General features: G+C 67.6%; 15 protein-coding genes. 6 read left to right on the top strand and 9 right to left on the bottom strand.

What is annotated here, in order from left to right; translation table 11 throughout:
• Position 1 precedes the first annotated feature (1 nt).
• Together ACH438_RS13730 and ACH438_RS13725 are read left to right on the top strand one after the other, a co-directional pair.
• Positions 2 to 1,225: an acetyl-CoA acetyltransferase gene (locus tag ACH438_RS13730; RefSeq protein WP_397004780.1), complete on the top strand. Its 1,224-nt coding sequence runs from the start codon at positions 2 to 4 to the stop codon at positions 1,223 to 1,225.
• Positions 1,226 to 1,341: 116 nt separating this feature from the next.
• The gene (locus ACH438_RS13725) at positions 1,342 to 2,118 is read left to right on the top strand and encodes an SDR family NAD(P)-dependent oxidoreductase (RefSeq protein ID WP_397004778.1); all 777 of its coding nucleotides are present in this window, start codon (positions 1,342 to 1,344) and stop codon (positions 2,116 to 2,118) included.
• A 5-nt stretch (positions 2,119 to 2,123) separates the two neighbouring features.
• On the opposite strand, the gene ACH438_RS13720 is transcribed toward ACH438_RS13725, so the two are convergent.
• Positions 2,124 to 2,714, bottom strand: coding sequence for a dihydrofolate reductase family protein (locus ACH438_RS13720; RefSeq protein ID WP_397004776.1), 591 nt, complete (start codon positions 2,712 to 2,714; stop codon positions 2,124 to 2,126).
• A gap of 104 nt (positions 2,715 to 2,818) precedes the next feature.
• Between ACH438_RS13720 and ACH438_RS13715 the strand changes: the two genes are divergently transcribed.
• A complete protein-coding gene (locus ACH438_RS13715; RefSeq protein WP_397004774.1) occupies positions 2,819 to 3,862 on the top strand; it encodes a sigma-70 family RNA polymerase sigma factor in 1,044 nt (347 codons plus the stop codon).
• A gap of 9 nt (positions 3,863 to 3,871) precedes the next feature.
• Here ACH438_RS13715 and ilvD read toward each other — a convergent pair whose 3' ends face one another.
• Complete coding sequence (gene ilvD, locus ACH438_RS13710; RefSeq protein ID WP_397004772.1) at positions 3,872 to 5,725, bottom strand: dihydroxy-acid dehydratase; 1,854 nt, start codon at positions 5,723 to 5,725, stop codon at positions 3,872 to 3,874.
• A gap of 108 nt (positions 5,726 to 5,833) precedes the next feature.
• Here ilvD and ACH438_RS13705 point away from each other — a divergent pair, with 108 nt between their 5' ends.
• Complete coding sequence (locus ACH438_RS13705) at positions 5,834 to 6,421, top strand: TetR family transcriptional regulator (RefSeq protein WP_397004770.1); 588 nt, start codon at positions 5,834 to 5,836, stop codon at positions 6,419 to 6,421.
• Between the two features lie 20 nt (positions 6,422 to 6,441).
• On the opposite strand, the gene ACH438_RS13700 is transcribed toward ACH438_RS13705, so the two are convergent.
• Positions 6,442 to 7,344 carry an alpha/beta fold hydrolase gene (locus ACH438_RS13700; RefSeq protein ID WP_397004768.1) on the bottom strand — a complete coding sequence of 301 codons (903 nt, stop codon included), beginning with the start codon at positions 7,342 to 7,344 and terminating at the stop codon, positions 6,442 to 6,444.
• 93 nt (positions 7,345 to 7,437) lie between these two features.
• Here ACH438_RS13700 and ACH438_RS13695 point away from each other — a divergent pair, with 93 nt between their 5' ends.
• Positions 7,438 to 11,040, top strand: coding sequence for a BTAD domain-containing putative transcriptional regulator (locus ACH438_RS13695; protein ID WP_397004766.1), 3,603 nt, complete (start codon positions 7,438 to 7,440; stop codon positions 11,038 to 11,040).
• Here ACH438_RS13695 and bioB read toward each other — a convergent pair.
• The 3 genes from bioB to ACH438_RS13680 form a co-directional block, all read right to left on the bottom strand.
• Complete coding sequence (gene bioB, locus ACH438_RS13690; RefSeq protein WP_397004764.1) at positions 11,037 to 12,101, bottom strand: biotin synthase BioB; 1,065 nt, start codon at positions 12,099 to 12,101, stop codon at positions 11,037 to 11,039. The genes ACH438_RS13695 and bioB overlap by 4 nt on opposite strands.
• Positions 12,102 to 12,165: 64 nt before the next feature.
• The gene (locus ACH438_RS13685) at positions 12,166 to 12,939 is read right to left on the bottom strand and encodes an SDR family NAD(P)-dependent oxidoreductase (protein WP_397004762.1); all 774 of its coding nucleotides are present in this window, start codon (positions 12,937 to 12,939) and stop codon (positions 12,166 to 12,168) included.
• A gap of 12 nt (positions 12,940 to 12,951) precedes the next feature.
• The gene (locus tag ACH438_RS13680; protein ID WP_397004760.1) at positions 12,952 to 13,851 is read right to left on the bottom strand and encodes a serine hydrolase; all 900 of its coding nucleotides are present in this window, start codon (positions 13,849 to 13,851) and stop codon (positions 12,952 to 12,954) included.
• A gap of 185 nt (positions 13,852 to 14,036) precedes the next feature.
• On the opposite strand from ACH438_RS13680, the gene ACH438_RS13675 reads away from it, so the two are divergent.
• Positions 14,037 to 14,531, top strand: a complete 495-nt coding sequence (locus tag ACH438_RS13675) for a DUF1992 domain-containing protein (RefSeq protein WP_397004758.1) — start codon at positions 14,037 to 14,039, stop codon at positions 14,529 to 14,531.
• Between the two features lie 4 nt (positions 14,532 to 14,535).
• Here ACH438_RS13675 and kstD read toward each other — a convergent pair whose 3' ends face one another.
• The 3 genes from kstD to ACH438_RS13660 all read right to left on the bottom strand — a co-directional run bounded on the left by kstD (position 14,536) and on the right by ACH438_RS13660 (position 17,392).
• Positions 14,536 to 16,236, bottom strand: a complete 1,701-nt coding sequence (gene kstD, locus ACH438_RS13670) for a 3-oxosteroid 1-dehydrogenase (RefSeq protein WP_397004756.1) — start codon at positions 16,234 to 16,236, stop codon at positions 14,536 to 14,538.
• 57 nt (positions 16,237 to 16,293) lie between these two features.
• Positions 16,294 to 16,881 carry a TetR/AcrR family transcriptional regulator gene (locus ACH438_RS13665; RefSeq protein WP_397004754.1) on the bottom strand — a complete coding sequence of 196 codons (588 nt, stop codon included), beginning with the start codon at positions 16,879 to 16,881 and terminating at the stop codon, positions 16,294 to 16,296.
• Between the two features lie 79 nt (positions 16,882 to 16,960).
• On the bottom strand, positions 16,961 to 17,392 hold the full coding sequence (locus ACH438_RS13660; protein WP_397004752.1) for a MarR family winged helix-turn-helix transcriptional regulator: 432 nt from the start codon (positions 17,390 to 17,392) through the stop codon (positions 16,961 to 16,963).
• Positions 17,393 to 17,437 lie beyond the last annotated feature (45 nt).

Raw genomic sequence — 17,437 nt, 5'->3', positions numbered from 1 at the left:
CGTGTCCGTGCACATACTCGGCGGCAGCCAAACCGATTTCGCCGTCAACTGGCATCGCGCCGGTCTGGGCTTCGACACGCTCGTGCGGGGCGCGGTCGAGGAGGCATTGACCGAGGCCCGGATCGATGGGGCCGATATCGGGGTCATTCATGTGGGCAATGCGTTCGGGCAGTTGTTCACCGGGCAGGGGCATCTCGGCGGCATGCCGGCGACCGTGCTGCCGGAGTTCTGGGGTGTCCCTGCCAGTCGGCACGAGGCCGCCTGCGCCTCGGGCAGCATGGCCGCGCTGGCCGCTATGGCGGACCTCGAATCCGGGCGCTACGACTGCGCGCTGGTGCTGGGCGTCGAGTTGGAGAAGACGGTCCCCGGCGCCCAGGCGGCCCGATACATGGGTGCGGCGGCATGGGCGGGGCACGAGGCGCAGGACACCGATTTCGTGTGGCCGACCATGTTCGCGGCGATCGCCGAGGAATACGACCGCCGCTATGGACTGGATCCGGCGCATCTGCGGGCGATCAGTGAATTGAACATCACCAATGCGCGCTCGAATCCTGCTGCTCAGACCAGGGATTGGGCCTTCAACTCGGAGAGTTTCACCGCCGATGACGCGGCCAATCCGCTCGTCGCGGGGGTGCTGCGGCGGCAGGACTGCAGCCAGATGACGGACGGCGCGGCGGTGGTGGTGCTGGTGTCGGATCGATTCCTGGAGCAGCGCAGCGATATCCCCTCGTCGCGGCGCGCGGTGATCACCGGGTGGGGGCATCGCACTGTCGGACTTCCTCTGGAACAGAAGTTCAGCGGCTCGGCCGGGGAGCCCTACGTCTTCCCGCATGTCCGGCAGGCGGTCCTCGATGCGCTCTCCCGCGCGGGCCTGGCCGATATTCACGCCGTCGACGGCGTCGAGGTTCACGACTGCTTCTCCATGTCCGAGTACGTGGCCATAGACCATCTCGGGCTCACCGCCCCCGGCGAAAGCTGGAAGGCCGTGGAATCCGGTGATATCGGCCGTGACGGATCTCTTCCGGTGAACCCGGGCGGCGGTTTGATCGGCATCGGACACCCCGTCGGCGCCACCGGTGTCCGCATGCTCCTCGACGCCTACAAACAGGTCACCGACCAGGCGGGCGACTATCAAGTCGAGGGCGCGAATCGCTTCGCGACGGTGAATATCGGCGGCAGTACGACGACCGTTGCGAGCTTCGTCGTGGAGGCCGTCGGCTCATAACCGCTGTGTAGATGGCCGATCGAAAGCTGTTCTGCGGAACGGCATTTCATCATGCATCGCTGCTCCAGCGGCGTACCCTGGTCCGAAGGATTCCACCGGTCGGAAGGGGTGCTGTCATGGCTGAACCGAGGTTGGCTGGGAAGCGGGCGCTGGTGACCGGCGGCAGCCGGGGAATCGGCGCGGCGACCGTGCGGCGGCTCGCCGAAGAGGGCGTTGCGGTCGCGGTGAACTACGTCTCCGACGCGGCTTCCGCCGAGGGCCTGGTGAAAGAACTGCGCGACAACAACTACCGCGCGGCCGCGTTCCAGGCCGATGTCAGCGACCCAGCCCAGACCAGAAGCCTGGTGGACCGCGTGGTCGCCGAATTCGGTGGCCTGGACATCGCGATCGGCAATGCCGGTGTCGAGCACTTCGGCCCCCTCGACGAAATCACCCTCGCCGATTTCGACCGCGTCTTCCACACCAATGTCGCCGGGCAGCTCTTCACCGCGCAAGCCGCCGCGCCGATCCTCCCGGAGGGCGGCCGCATCGTCCTGACCTCCTCCATCAGTGCCCGCATCGGCGTCTACCACCACGCTCTGTATGCGGCCAGCAAGGCGGCGATCTCGGCCCTGGTCCGAAACCTGGCCCCCGAACTGGCCGAACGCGGCATCACCATCAATGCGATCGCCCCCGGCGGCACCGCCACCGACATGGCCGCCGAGAACGCCGTCCACTACACCCATCCGGCACTGAAGGCGGCGATCTCGGCCGACCAGTCGATCCGATCGATGAACGCTCTCGGTCGTCTGGCCGATCCCGCCGAAATCGCCGCCATCACCGCATTTCTCGTGTCTTCGGACGCCTCCTACTTGACCGGCTCCACCATCGATGCCTCCGGCGGCTGGCTCTGAACTGATCAGTCCCGCACGAATTCGTAAGTGCAGGAGAGCAGGTCGTCGCCGATCTTTCGTGCGCTGACCAGGTGCAGCGGCTTCTTGTCGCTGGTCTCGTCGAAGAGCCGCAGGCCGGTTCCCAGTGCGACCGGGAAGATCACCAGCCGCAGTGCATCGGCGAGGCTCTGTTCCATCAGTGTGCGTACGAGCTGATAGCTGCCGTAGACCAGGATTTCCCCGTCCACTTTCCGCTTCAGCTCCGAAATCTCCTTCACCGCATCGCCGTTGAGGACCGTGGTGTTGTTCCACTGCGGATTTTCGAGAGTCGACGACACGACGTATTTGGGGAGGTTGTTCATTCTCTCTGCCCACTTGCCGCTCACGCGGGCTTCGAACGATGGCAGCCGGGACATGAACCACTCACTGCTCCGCCTGCCCAGCAGTAGCGCCTCGGCGCCCAGCGCTTCCTCGGTCTCGTCGGCGGTCCACGCTTCGAGGTCGTTGCTGCTCGCGAACTGGTGGAACCAGCCGCCCAGCTCGAACCCTTCCTGCCCGTCCGGGTCCTGGACCACTCCGTCGAGCGTGGCATTCGTGCTGATGACGATCTTTCCCATTTCCGTGCTCCTTTGACAGTGTTGTCGGCTAGCACTGATCTAGACGCCGGGGTATCGGGAAAGGGGGCGCGCCCCCTTCACGCCTCGGCGGACGTCCATACGGCATGGAACTGCACACAAGGAATGGGGCCGCGCGAGTGGAGTCGGCGAGAACCGATCTGATGTCAAGGGCGCGGTCCGGCGACGGCGAAGCCTTCCGCGCCCTGACCGAACCACACCGCCGCGAACTACAGGTGCACTGCTACCGCATGCTCGGCTCGTTCCAGGATGCGGAGGACGCCCTCCAGGACACGATGCTCGCCGCCTGGCGAGGTCTCGACCGATTCGACGGCCGCGCCTCCCTGCGCACCTGGCTCTACCGCATCGCCACCAACCGCTGCCTCGATGCCCTGCGCTCCGCCCGCCGGCGTCAGGCAAAGCAATGGGACGCCCCCGGAATCGAACCCCCGGAACCCACCCGCCTAGGCGAAACCCCGTGGCTCGAGCCCTATCCCGACGCCCTGCTCGACGGCGCGATCAACGTCCCGCTGGGCCCCGAAGCACGCTACGAGCAAACCGAATCCATCTCCCTGGCCTTCGTGACCGCCCTGCAGATCCTTCCCCCACGCCAACTTGCCGTCCTCATCCTGCGCGACGTCCTCGGACTCCACGCCAGCGAGGTATCCGAAATGCTCGACACGACAGTCGAATCCGTCAAGAGCGCCCTGAAACGGGCCCGTGCAACACTGCAACAAAGACTGCCAACGGCCGCCCGGAATGAGCCGCCCGCCGACTCACCCACCGAGGACGCGCTGGTCGCAAAGTTCGTCACCGCCTATGAATCCGCCGACATCACCGCGTTGATAGCCCTCCTGACCGACGACGTCTTCATATCGATGCCCCCCGTCCCCCTGGAATACCAAGGTCGAGACGCCGCAGCCCGCTTCTGCACCACCATCTTCGCCGCAATCCAAACCTTCCACCTGCTCCCCACAAGAGCCAACGCCCAGCCCGCCTTCGCCGTCTACCAGCAAACCCCCACCGGCCCCCAAGCCTCCGCCCTCCTCGTCCTCACCCTCGCCGCAGACCGAATCGCCGCCATAACCTTCTTCGAAAACACAGTCCTCCCTGCCTTCGACCTACCGCAATCCCTCCCGAATGCTCAGTAGAACGGCGAGTCAGGCCGGGAGGCGGGAGGGGTCACGGACTGCGCCTCGGTCGGCGGAAGTGGCGAGGAAGGCGTAGGTGCGAAGGGCCAAGGAGACTTGGCGGTTGCGGTTTCGGGGGCGGTAGCCGGTGGTTGATTCCAGGGTTTGGCGTCGGGCGGCGAGGGTTTCGTCGTCGACGTGCAGGGTGAGGGTGCGGGAGGGGATGTCGATTGTTATCTGGTCGCCGTTGTGGACCAGGGAGAGGGGGCCGCCGGCGGCGGCTTCGGGGGAGATGTGGCCGATGGAGCAGCCTGAGGAGCCGCCGGAGAAGCGGCCGTCGGTGATCAAGGCGCACTTGTCGGCCAGGCCTCGGCCCTTCAGATAGGAAGTGGGGTAGAGCATTTCCTGCATGCCGGGGCCGCCTTGGGGGCCTTCGTAGCGGATGACGAGGACGTCGCCGGGGGTGATGCGGCCGGAGAGGATGGCTTCGACTGCTTCCTCTTGGGAGTCGACGACCAGGGCGGGGCCGGTGAAGGTGTGCATGTGGGCGGCGACGCCGGCGGATTTGACCACGGCGCCATCGGGGGAGAGGTTGCCGCGGAGGACGGCCAGGCCGCCGTCCCGGGAGTGGGCGTGGGCGGCGTCGTGGATGCAGCCTGCGGTGGCATCCAGGTCGAGTTCGTGCCAGCGTTCGGATTGGGAGAAGGCTGTGGCGGAGCGTTTTCCGCCCGGGGCGGCGTGGAAGAGTTCGAGGGTGTCGGCGGAGGGGTTGCCGCCGCGGACATCCCATGCGGTCAGCCAGGCGTCCAGGGAATCCGCGTGCACCGCATGGACATCGCGGTGCAGGAGTCCGGCGCGGTCCAGTTCGCCGAGGATGGCGGGGATGCCGCCGGCGCGGTGCACGTCCTCGATGAGGTAGGGGCCGTTCGGGGCGACCTTGCACAGGCAGGGGACGCGCAGGGACATCTTCTCGATATCGGTCAGGTCGTAGTCGAGGCCGGCTTCCTGGGCGGCGGCCAGCAGGTGCAGGACGGTGTTGGTGGAGCCGCCCATGGCGAGGTCCAGGGCCATCGCATTGTCGAAGGCGTTGCGGGTGGCGATGTTTCGCGGGAGGACGGAGGCATCGTCGCCGTCGTAGTAGCGGCGGGTCAGGTCCATGACCATGCGGCCGGCGTCCTCGTAGAGCGCCTTGCGGGCGGTGTGGGTGGCGAGGGTGGTGCCATTGCCGGGCAGTGCCAGGCCGAGGGCTTCGGTGAGGCAGTTCATGGAGTTGGCGGTGAACATGCCGGAGCAGGAACCGCAGGTGGGGCAGGCATTTTCCTCGATGCGGAGCATGTCCTCGTCGGAGACGTCGGGGGAGACCGCCGCCGACATGGTGTCGATGAGGTCGAGCCGGCTGCGGACGGTGCCGTCGACCAGCACCGCGGTGCCGCCCTCCATGGGGCCGCCGGAGACGAAGACCGTCGGGATGTTCAGGCGCATGGCGGCCATGAGCATGCCGGGAGTGATCTTGTCGCAGTTGGAGATACAGATCAGGGCGTCGGCGCAGTGCGCATTCACCATGTACTCGATCGAGTCCGCGATCAGGTCGCGCGAGGGCAGTGAGTACAGCATTCCGCTGTGCCCCATGGCGATTCCGTCATCCACCGCAATGGTGTTGAACTCGCGCGGGATGCCGCCCGCGGCCTGCACCGCCTCGGAGACGATGCGCCCGACCGGCGCCAGGTGGGTATGCCCCGGCACGAACTCGGTGAAGCTGTTCGCGACGGCGATCACCGGCTTGCGTCCGATATCGGCGGACGGGACGCCGCTGGCGCGCATGAGCGCGCGGGCGCCCGCCATGTTCCGGCCGTGGGTGACTGTTCGTGAACGCAATTCCGGCACGCTGCCTCCTCGATAACTGCAACCTTTCGGTTGCAACCGTGCGGTTGGAGTTTGCCACAGAGTCCTCCCTGACTGCAACCGTGCGGTTGGAGATGGTTGGATGGACGCATGGCGTGGGATACCGAGGGCACCAAACGCAAGCTGCTGGAGGCGGCCGTCCACGAGTTCGCCGAACGCGGACCCGACGGGGCGCGAGTTGCGGCCATCGCGGCCCGCGCCGGCGTCAACAAGGAACGCATCTACCAGTACTTCGGCGATAAGAACGGGCTGTTCGAGGCTGTCCTCACCGACCAGCTGGAACAGTTGGCCGCCGCCAGCCCGCTCAGCGCGGAGAAGGCCGGTGACCTGGCCGAATACGCGGGCCATGTCTACGACTACCACCGCACCCACCCGCAGTTCCTCCGCCTGCTGCACTGGGAGGGACTGCAGCCGCCCGGCGGCGAGCTGCCCGCGGAATCCGCCCGCGCCTCACACTACGCGGACAAGGTCGCCGCCCTCGCTGCTGCTCAGCGCGCCGGAACCCTGCCTGACGATGTGGCCGCCGGATACCTGCTGTACGCCGTCGCTGCGCTGGCCGCCTGGTGGTTCTCGGTGCCGCAGGTAGTGCGGATGGTCATCGGCGGAGACGCTTCCGATCCGGAGGCATTGCGCGAGGGACTGATCACCCTCGTGCGCCGCCTCGAGCTGCGGGCGTAGCGCCTGCGCTGCGCATCAGCTCAGCTCAGCTCGGCGAATTGGCTGGGGCGGGTGAGCAATTCGCGAAGAGCTCGCACGATATCAGCGGGCGCCTCCTCGGCCATGAAATGGCCACAGGTGACGGTCTCGTGGCGCAGATCGGGAGCCCATGCCCGCCACAGGGATTCGGGCTCGAAACCGAGGGCAGAACCCCAGTCCTGCTGCACGACAGCGACCGGCATGCGCATGGTGTTCCCGGCCTCCCGATCGACGAGGTCGTGGGCGATGTCGATGGTCGCGCTCGCCCGGAAGTCGGCCACGATGGACGGCACCGCGGTCCTGCACGCGGCCAGATAAGCGGCCCGGACGTCGGCGGGGATGGACTCCGGATTCTTCGCCCAGATCTCGAGGAAATGGCCGAAGAAGGCATCGGGACTCGCGCCGATCAGCTGTTCCGGCAGCCCGACCGGCTGCGCCATCAGATACAAGTGGAAGCCGACCGCACCCATGACGCCGTGCAGGACCTCCCAGGTATCCACGGTCGACATGCCGTCCAGGGAGGCCATGTGGGTGATGTGCTCCGGATGGTCGAGCGCGGCGCGGAAGGCGACCAGCGCACCGCGATCATGCCCGGCCAGCGCGAAGCGCTCGTGGCCGAAAGCCTGTGCGAGAGCGACGATATCGTTGCCCATGGTGCGCTTCGAGTAGGTCTCGCCGTCGATGTCCACGGGCTTGTCGCTGTCACCGTACCCGCGCAGATCCGGGCAGATGACGGTGTGGTCGGCGGCCAGATCCGCGGCCACGTGCCGCCACATGAGATGGGTCTGCGGGAAACCGTGCAGCAGCACGATCGGGCTGCCGGATCCGGCGACCGCCGCGGTGAGCGATACGCCGTCGGCGACGGTGACGCGCTGGTAGTCGAAACCGGGGATACGCGGGGACATGCTGTTCCTCTCCTGGAATTGCTCGGACGGGACGATCCTGTCCCCGGCCACTGAGCAATCGGTCAGCAGCGACTGAGCGGCAACCGATCGGCAATGGCCGAGCCGATAGAGTCGTTCGACGTGGTGACCTTCGGAGTCCTCGGCCCACTGCGGGCCGAGGACGAACGCGGCCCGCTGGCCCTCAAGGGCCCGCGGCATCGCGCCGTACTCGCCCGCCTGCTGATCGCCCGCGGCCGCGTGGTCCCCACCACCCAGCTCATCGACGACCTCTGGGACGAACCACCCGCCGACCCGACCGGCACCCTGCAAACCTTCGTCTCCGCCCTCCGCCGCATCATCGAACCCGGCCGCGCCCCACGCCAGCCCGCGCAGATCCTGATCACCGCCGCTCCGGGCTATGCATTGCGCATAGACCCCGCGAAGGTCGATGCCGGTCGCTTCGAAGCATTGGTACGCCAAGCCGATTCCCTGCGCACCGCCGCGATATCGGGCCGCCCGGCCGACCCTTCCAGCGCGGTGGCATGGCCCGCCGGACCCGAACAGGCGAGCCGGACTAGGACCGCGCACCCCACGCCCCCGGAGCTGCTCCGAGCGGCAGTCGCCGAGATCGATACCGCCCTGGAACTCTGGCAAGGCCCCGCCTACGCCGAATTCGCCGACCGTCCCTGGGCCCGCGCCGAGATCACCCGCCTCGGCGAATTGCGGCTCACCGCAATGGAACAACGCGCCGGCACCCTGCTGGACCTGGGCCGCGACGCCGAGGTGATCACCACCCTGGACGCTGTCGTCCACGACCACCCCCTGCGCGAAACCGCCTGGCACACCCTGGTGCTCGCCCTCTACCGCAGCGGCCGCCAAGCGGACGCGCTCGCCGCCCTCCGAACCCTGCGCCGCACCCTACGCGACGAACTCGGCGTCGACCCCGGCATCGAAATGCGCGACCTGGAATCCGCAATCCTCACCCAAGCCCCACACCTGACATCGCCTGCCGTGAGGTCGGCGACCCTGATACCCGGTGCCGCAGCCCCTCCGGCACCCGCGGAGCCCCGCGGCGCACCCGCCCCACACGCGGAGGCGCCGACCAGGGAAGTCGGCAGCACTGAACCGAATTCACCCACGGCCGCTGAGCCGCGCGACGGTCGACTCCCGGACACACCACCGCGATCATCCGATCCAGGAGACACGGGTGCGTCGGAACCGGCTCCGGCTGCCGTCGAACCACTGGAATTCGATCGGCGCGAAACGGGATCTGCGATGGCGGAGGACGCGACGACCGGGGCTTCCCTGGTGATGAGCGAGCGACGTGGTCCGGACGGCTCGGCGGCGCGCGGATTCGGCACTGGCGCGGAGATATTCGTCGGCCGTGTGGGCGAGATCTCTCGTCTGGATCAGCTGGCCGCCGAGGTTGCGGCATCGGGCCGGGTGCGCGTGGTGCTGGTGTCGGGCGCCGAAGGTGCGGGTAAAAGCGCTTTGGCCCGGGTGTTTTCGGATCGGCTTGCCGCGCGGGGGTGGGTGAGTGCGTGGGGTGCCAGTCCCGAGGAGGCTGGGACGCCGGGTAATTGGCCGTGGCAGCGGATGGTCGCGGATCTGGTTGCCGCCGGGCGACCCGAGCCGGCCAGGTCCGGCGCCGAGGAGGCTGATCCGGTAGCGGCGCGGTTCGCCGCGCGGCAGCGGAACCTGGACTATCTCGGGGCGGCCTCGGCGGGCGGGCCGGTGGTCCTGGTGTTCGACGACCTGCACCGGGCGCGGGCGGAAGCACTCGAATTGCTGGTGGCAGTGGCGAGTTCGGCGACGGTCGGCCGGGTACTTGCTGTCGGCACGTACCGGACCACCGAGGTGGGTCCGGAACTCACGGCGGCGCTGGGGCGGGTGGCGAGGGTGGAGCCGGAGCGGATTCAGCTGGGTGGGCTGAGTGCGGGCGAGACCGGGGAATTGGTGGGCGAAGTCGTCGGGACTGCCATCGATGCTGGGGTCGTGCGGCGAATTCATGAGCGGGGCAGTGGGAATCCGTTCTTCACGCGTGAGCTCGCCCGACTGCTCCGGGATGAGGGGAACAATGCGCTTGCGGTGGTTCCGGCTGGGGTACGAGACGTGGTGCGGCATCGGCTGACTCGGCTCGCGGAACCACATCGGACGGTGCTGCAGCAGGCGGCGGTTGTCGGCGCGGAGGTCGATCCGGATCTGGTGGTACTGCTGACGGGCGACGAGGAACTCGTGCTGGCGGCTTTGGATGCGGCTCTGCATGCCGGATTCCTCAGCGAGCATGCCCACGCGGGGGGAGCGACGGTGCGGACAGGTGGGTTGGTGTTCGCACACGATGTGGTGCGAGAGGTCGTGTATGGGGAGGTTTCGTCTGTTCGGCGGGCGGCTTGGCATGCGCGGGTGGGGGAGTTGATGGAGGAGCGGGGTGGGGATGCGGCCGTGCTGGCGCATCATTTCGGGCGGGCCGGTACCGCGGCCACGGCTGAGCCGGCGGCGCGGTATGCGCGGGCTGCGGCTCTGCAGGCGGAGGTGGTGTTCGCGCCGCATGAGGCGGTCCGGTGGTGGGAGCAGGCCGTGGCAGGGTTCGCCCGTATCGGGGATGTGCGCGCGGGGCTCGAGGCGAGTATGGGGTTGGGGCGGGCGCTGGCCGTGACCGGGGAGTTGGAGCGGGCGAGGAGGCTTCGCGGGGAAGCGATTCAGGTGGCGGAGGGTTTGGGGGATTCGGCGTTGACGGGGCAGGTGATCGTCGCGTTCGATGTGCCTGCGGTGTGGACCGAGAACGATGACCCGGTGCTGGCCGGGGAGATTGTGGATGCCGCGTATCGGGTGCTGGGGGAGTTGCCGCCCGCGGAGGTGGAGTTGCGGTGCCGTTTGCTCGCCACCATCGCGCTGGAATTGCGGGGTGACTATGGCGGTCGTGGCCCGGGAGCTGCGATGGAGGCGGAATCGCTTGCGCGGCAATCTGGTCGGCCTGAGCTGCTGGCACTCGCGCTGAACGCTCGCTATATGCAGACGTTCTACCGGGCGGGCCTCGCCGGTGAGCGGGACCGTATCGGCGCCGAGCTGATCGCCTTGTCCCGCGAGGCCGAGCTGGTGACCTTCGAGGTACTCGGCCATCTCATCCGCATTCAGGGACTCAGCGCCACAGCCGATTTCGGCGAAGCCGACAAGCACGCCGCGGCAGCCGATGCGCTGGCCGACCGCTACGAACTCCCACTCGTCGGCGTCTTCACCCGCTGGTATCGCGCACTGCGGCAATCGCTTACAGCCCCATACGCCGAGTCGGAAGCCGCCTATCGAGTGGCCGCCGCCTCGTTCCCGCTCGCCGCGATGCCCGGTCTCGGTCACGGCCTGCTACCGCTCGCGCTGTCGTGCCTGCGCCTGCGCCACAATCTCCCGATTGCCCCCGACCCGGGCATAGATTGGGGTCCGCACGAGCCGTGGGTGCGCCCCCTGCTCCTGCTGGCCGAAGACCGGCGGCCGGATGCGCGGAAAGCCCTGCGCGCACTTCCCGATCCGCCGCCGGACCTCCTGCTCGAACTGCGGCTGTGCCTCCTGGCCCGCGCCGCGCTCGAACTCGATGAACGCGACCTCATCGCGCGCCTGCACGATGAATTGCTCCCGGCCGCAGGCGAACTCGCCGGCGCGGCCACCGGAATGCTCACGCTGGAACCGATTGCCGACTACCTCGTCAAGCTGGCCGCAGAGCGTTAAGCGTTGGCGGGCAACCCGGTTCCGGCCCCACGCCGCCGGATGGCCACCAGGTCGTGGCGGGCGGCAGGCAGTGTCGGCTCGTCCGCGCCCTCGATGGTGAATCCGGCATCGGTGATCATCTGCCGGTCGTCGGCGCCGGGCTGGCCTTCGCTGGTCAGATAGTCGCCCAGGAAGATCGAGTTGGCCAGGTGCAGCGCCAACGGCTGCAGCGTGCGCAGATGGATCTCCCGGCCGCCCGCGAGCCGCACCTCCACCTCGGGAAAATGGAAGCGAAACAGCGCGAGAATCCGCAGGCACCGCTCCGGATCGAGATCCCAGCGCCCGCCCAGCGGTGTGCCCTCGAACGGAATGAGGAAGTTGACCGGCACCGAATCCGGGTCGAGTTCCCGCAGCGCGAGCGCGACATCCACGATGTCGTCATCGCTCTCACCCATGCCGAAGATCGCCCCGGAACACGGCGAGAGCCCGGCCGCGGTAGCGCGCTGCAAGGTGTCGACCCGGTCGGTGAAGGTGTGGGTCGGGCAGATATCGGCGTAGCGGGCCTCGGCCGTGTTCAGGTTGTGGCTGTAGGCGTGTGCGCCCGCCGCCGCGAGCCGCTCGGCCTGCCCGTCACCGAGCAACCCGAGGCAGACGCACACCTCCACCTGCGGATGATCGGATTTGATCGCGGCAATGGTGTGCTCGATACGGGTGATGTCCCGCTCGCCGGGCCCGCGCCCGCTGGCCACCAGGCAGACTCGCTTCGCACCGGCACGCACCGCGTCCCCCGCGACCTGCGCCGCCTGCTCGGGCGGAATCCACGAGTACTTCAGCACCTCGGACGCCGAGCCCAGCCGCTGCGAGCAGTACCCGCAGTCTTCCGGGCACAGCCCGCTCTTCATGTTCACGATGGTGTTGAGCTTGACCCGCGTGCCGAAGTATTCGCGTCGCACTCGTGAGCCCGCCGCGACCACCTCGATGAGCGGGTCCGAGCCCGCAAGCAGCGCAAGAGATTCCGCACGGCTGGGCGCCTCGCCGCGGAATGCCTTGGCCACCAATGTGTTCAAAAGTTCACTAGTCATGCCTAGGTAAACTACCTCGAGCTTGAACACCGTTCAAGCTGGGCAGTTACCTGGGCATTTACCCCTAGAATCCGCTGGCGGAGGAGCCACCTCCGTGCACATTGACCTTCTGTCCGCTGATATAGCCCGCCCGATCCGAGACGAGGAACCGCACCGTATTCGCGACATCCTCCGGCTGGCACACCCGGCCGAACGGCGAGGCCGCGGCAAGCTGCCCGATATCGTCGAGTCCGGTGACGCCCTTGACGAGCCGTCGTCCCATCTCGGTCTCCACCAGTCCGGGCGCGACGATATTGACCCGGATTCCATTGCCCTGCTCCTCATGCGAGAGCGTCAGCGCGAGCGCCTCGACGGCCGCCTTGGCCATGTTGTACGGCGCCCCGCCCGCGGCCATGCCGAGCGTCGCCACGCTGGAGATCATGATGATATCGCCGCGTTCACGAGTGCGCATGGACGGCAGCACGAGCCGGCTCACATGATGTGATCCGAGGGCATGGGTGGCGATCACCCGCTGCAGCTCCGCCGGATCGGTATCCGCGACGAAGCGCCCCCGGCTGGCGATCCCGGCATTGTTGACGAGAATGTCGACGAATCCTAAGGCGTCCAGCACCTGCGCCACCATGCGCTCGTCGTCCTCGGCGGAATCCACGCTGGCCTGCACCGCGAGTGCGCGCCGCCCGAGCTTCTCGATCTCGGCCACCACCTCGGTCGCGGCGTCGGCATCGCGCCGATAGTTGACGGCTATATCCGCTCCGTCCTCGGCCAGGGCGAGGGCGGTGGCCCGCCCGATGCCGCGACTTCCCCCGGTTACCAACGCAACTCGTCCCGATAGACTCATGGCCGCATTGTGTCAGTGTCCTTGGCTGATGGCCTTGGGATCAACGAACGATTGCAGCGGTGACAACCCGGTGTAGGTGTCGATCATGAAGCGGCCCAGCGTGGTGTGTGCCCGCACGACTGGATTGGTCGCACCGTAGTTGTCCGGGTCCGGCGCCTGGTCGGCGAAGAACGAGTAGATGACCAGCGGACTGCCGTGCTCGTCGAACATGATGCCGGTCTCGTGCCGCTTGTCCTCGTCGGCGCCGTGTTTGCCGGCGAAGCGGGCGCGCTCGTCGGAGGACATCTGCTGCCGGATGCCGTCGGTGTAGCCGACCGAGGACCAGCCCATGATGCGCAGCACCGCCTGCGTGGAATCCTTGGACAGCAGGGTTCCGGTGGCCAGCCGGTAGAGCAGGTCGTTGTTCTCGCGGGGCGTGGTGTGGCCGAGGTAGAAGCGATCTTCGCCCGGAATGGGTTCGACGCGGGTCTGCGTGAAGCCGAGGCTGTCGAGGTTGGCATTGATCCGATCGCCGGATACGAAGCGGGACAGCAGCCGGACCGCGGTGTTGTCGGAGACCTGCAGCATGGTGGTCAGCAGATTGGCGACGGTGAGCTGGTCGCCGAAGGCCGCCTGGTTCAGGTAGAGGCCGCTGCCGTCGGCGATGATGTCCTTGTCCAGTGTGGTGGTGTCGGTGAGCTTGACCCGGCCCGCGTCGACCTCGGTCATGAGTCCGGCCATGACGGCCAGCTTCTGCACGCTCGCGCCCTCGATGACGAAATCGGCATCCTGCTCGACCACGGTGGTGCGCTGTCCGGTGCTGAGATCGCTGACCAGGCAATGCCATCGGCCGCCGGCCAGCTGTGACACGGTGTGGAACTGCACATCGAAGGCGCTCCCGGCCAGTGGTGCGTCCGCCCTGCCGAGCGGCAATTGTAGCAACCCTCCGGCAAATATGCTGGCCGTCAACAACGTTCGCCTTCCGAACCTACCCATTCGGCGAAAACTAGTCGTGCCGAATCCCATTCGGCAACTCACTTCGCGGGACCGCAGGTGACGGTCGATTCCGGCCGGAAAGCCCGGCGCATCCGGCGCAACGTTTCGGTACCCTGGAGACTGTGACCGAGCGCAAACCGCCCGATCTCACTTTTGAATCGTGGATCGACAAACAGGTCCGCGAATCAACCGAGCGGGGCGAATTCGACAATCTGCCGGGTGCGGGCCAACCGATACCGCCGGGAGCCGCCGACGACGACTGGTGGCTGCGGAACTATCTCCAACGCGAGGGCGTGCGCGGCGACGCACTGCTACCGGAATCCATCGTGCTGCGCCGCGAACGCGAACGCATCCAGGACACCGTTCGCGATATGCGGTTCGAACGCGAAGTCCGCGACACCGTCGCCGAACTCAACGACCGCATCGTGCGCTGGCTGCGCATGCCACACGGGCCGTACGTACCCATCGGACCGGTGCAGACCGAGGAGGTCGTCGCCACCTGGCGGGCCGAACGCGACGCGGCACGCGCAACCCGGACGCCGGTGACGCCGGAGCGTGCTCCGATCACGGAAGCACGCCCCGGACGTCATTGGTGGCGACGGCTTTTCGGCGGGTGACGAACTAGCTGTCCACCTGCGCAGGCGCTTTCGGCACCCGGGATGCCGCATCCAGTGCGGCGAGGTAGCCGAACACCATGGCGGGGCCGATGGTCGCGCCGGGGCCGGCGTAGGTGTGCGCCATGACCGGTGAGCTCGCATTGCCTGCCGCGTAGAGGCCGTCGATGACCGAACCGTCTTCGCGCAGTACCCGACCGGCGGTATCGGTCACCAGGCCGCCCTTGGTGCCGAGATCACCGGGCACCATCTTGGCGGCGTAGAACGGGCCCACCTCGAGCGCGCCGAGGTTCGGGTTCGGGTGATTGCGTGGATCGCCGTAGTAGCGGTCGTAGGCGCTGTCGCCGCGGCCGAAGTCGGCGTCCTTGCCGTCCCGTGCGAAGGTGTTGAAGCGGGTGACCGTCGCGGTGAGCTCGTCCGCGGGCACGCCCAGCTTCTCGGCCAGTTCGGGAAGGGAATCCGCGCGGGTGAGCGCACCCGACTTGAACCAGCGGCCGGGCAATGCCTGCCGTGGCGGCAGTCCCGCGAACAGGTACCGATTGCGGTAGCGCTGATCGAACACCAGCCACGCGGGCAGATTCTCGCCGGGGCCTTCGCCCTGGCCGTTCTCGCCGCCGTACATCCGATGTGTCGCTTCGACATACGGCAGCGACTCGTTCATGAAGCGCTCGCCACGGTCGTTGACGATGAGGCTGCCGGGCAGATTGCGCTCGGCCAGGCAGAACCACGGGGTGCGAGGCAGTGGAATGGACGGTCCCCACCAGGCGTCGGACATGAAATCGACTGCCGCACCGAGGGACTGACCGGCGCGAATCCCGTCACCGGTATTGGCCTTCGCCCCGACGGTCCAATCGGTGCCGATCGGCTCGCGCTGATACTGCTTGCGCATGGCGTCGTCGTGCTCGAACCCGCCCGCGGCCACCACCACACCGCGCCGTGCATGGATCACCCGTTCGACGCCCTCGCGCTGCACCACCACACCGGTCACCCGGCCATCGGCCGACACCAGCTCGACCATGGGAGTGTTCAGCCACACCGGCACATTCGCCGTCAGCAGCCCGGCGCGCAGCATGGCCGCGAGCGCCTGCCCGCGCGCCAGCAAATGCTGCCGCAGCACCTGTCCCTTCACCAAGCGCGCGGCGATCCGCAGCCCGCGGAACGGCGCGCGCGGGTTGCGCAATCCCAGATGTATCTGCCGGAAGTCGGCCTGCGTGAGCACGAAGTTCCTGGGCGCCTTGGAGTAATCCGGTTCCAGGTTCGCCAGCTCCGCGCCGAGTCCCTTGGCGTTGTAGGGCTTCGGTTCGATCGAGCGCCCGTGTGCGCGGCCGCCGGTCGCCTCCGGGTAGTAGTCGGAATAGCCGGGCACCCACTGCATCCGCAGCGGAGTATGCGCGAACAGGAACTCCAGCACCTCGGGCCCGCGATCGATGTAGGTGTCGATCCGTTCGGGGTCGGCGTAGGCGCCGGTAATGGATTTCAGGTAGGTGCGCGCGGATTCGATGTCATCGGCCGGCGCCTCGCGTCGCAGCACGGAGTTGCCGGGAATCCACACGCCGCCGCCGGAGCGCGCGGTGGATCCGCCGTAGTGCGCGGCCTTCTCGAGGATGATCGCGGTGAGTCCGTGGTGTGCGGCGGCGAGCGCGGCCGTCATGCCGGCGGCGCCGGAACCTATGACGACCAGATCGAAGGTGTCGGCATTTGTCTGCATATCTGACCCTTGGGGTTTGTGAGGTTGTGAATCAGTCTGTGTGCCAGGGGTTTCCGGTCAGCCGCGCCAGCGCTCGCCGGCCACGGCGGTGAGCGCGCCCTCGACGCACACCGGCAGCGACGCGCCCCGATCGCGGGTATTGCGCAGCCACTGGAGGTAGCCGAATTCGGCGGCCGCGAGCATGAGATGCACGAGCAGGCCGGGCCGGCTGTCGGTCTCGGCATCGCACGACATGCGTTGTGCCACCAGCTCGATCAGTCGTTCCCGGTGATCGGGGGTGATGAGCGCGACCCGGTCCAGCAGATGCGGGGCGGTGCGAAAGGCGGCCCGCCACTGCTCGAGTTCGGTGGCCGCCAGTCCGGTGGACCGTTCCAGAATCGCTTGTGCGAGCGCGATATCGGCCGGTTCGGTGTCCGGTCGCGCCTCCAGCAGTCCGGTGATCCCGGCGCCGCCTTCACGGACCGGGTCCAGTAGCAGGTCTTCCTTGCTGCGCACGTGCCGGAAGTAGGTGCTGGGTGAGATGCCGGCGGTGGCGGCGATCTGTTCCGTCGTCACCTGGTCGAATCCCTTGTCGGCGAACAGCGTGAAGGCTGCGCGCTGAATGTCGGCGCGGATCTGATTCCGCTGCCGCTCACGCAATGACATCGATACTCCTCTACGCCCCGAGCAGAGAGAGTATCTCCATATGTGAGAGTTACTGTCAATAAGCAAGTCGCTCTTGGTTTTACCGGCAGGCCTCCGCCATGCCGACCAGCCAGCCGCGGATGGCCGCGCGCTGCTCGTCCGGGAAGTTCGCCTCGAGTTCGGTCTCGCGGCGGTCGACGGCGATGCGGGCTTGCGCGAATCGTTCCAGGCCGGCCGGGGTGAGCTGGATCCGGTGGGTGCGGCGATCGGTCGGGTGCGGGTGGCGTTCGATCAGGCCCTCCTTCTCGAGGCCGCCGAGCATTTCATTGGCCGCTTGGCGGGTGCTGCCCACCTCGCGGGCGATGTCCGCGACCGACATGCCGGGATTACCGGCGGTCATCATGAGCGTCGCGTATTGCGAGGTGGTGAGCCCGAAGGCCTTGAGTTCCTCGCCGATCGAGGCCCGCATGGCCAGCCAGACCTTGCGGACCATGAATGTCAGCGCGCCACAGGCCTGGTCGTCCGGAATCACGGTTCGCCCTTCTATCGGATTGACAGGTTCCTGACGATTGTGCAC

The sequence above is a fragment of the Nocardia sp. NPDC020380 genome, assembly GCF_044386975.1.
Taxonomy (GTDB): Bacteria; Actinomycetota; Actinomycetes; order Mycobacteriales; family Mycobacteriaceae; genus Nocardia.
Note: the sequence above shows the minus strand (reverse complement) of the source record. Positions and strands in the feature narration are given on the sequence as shown.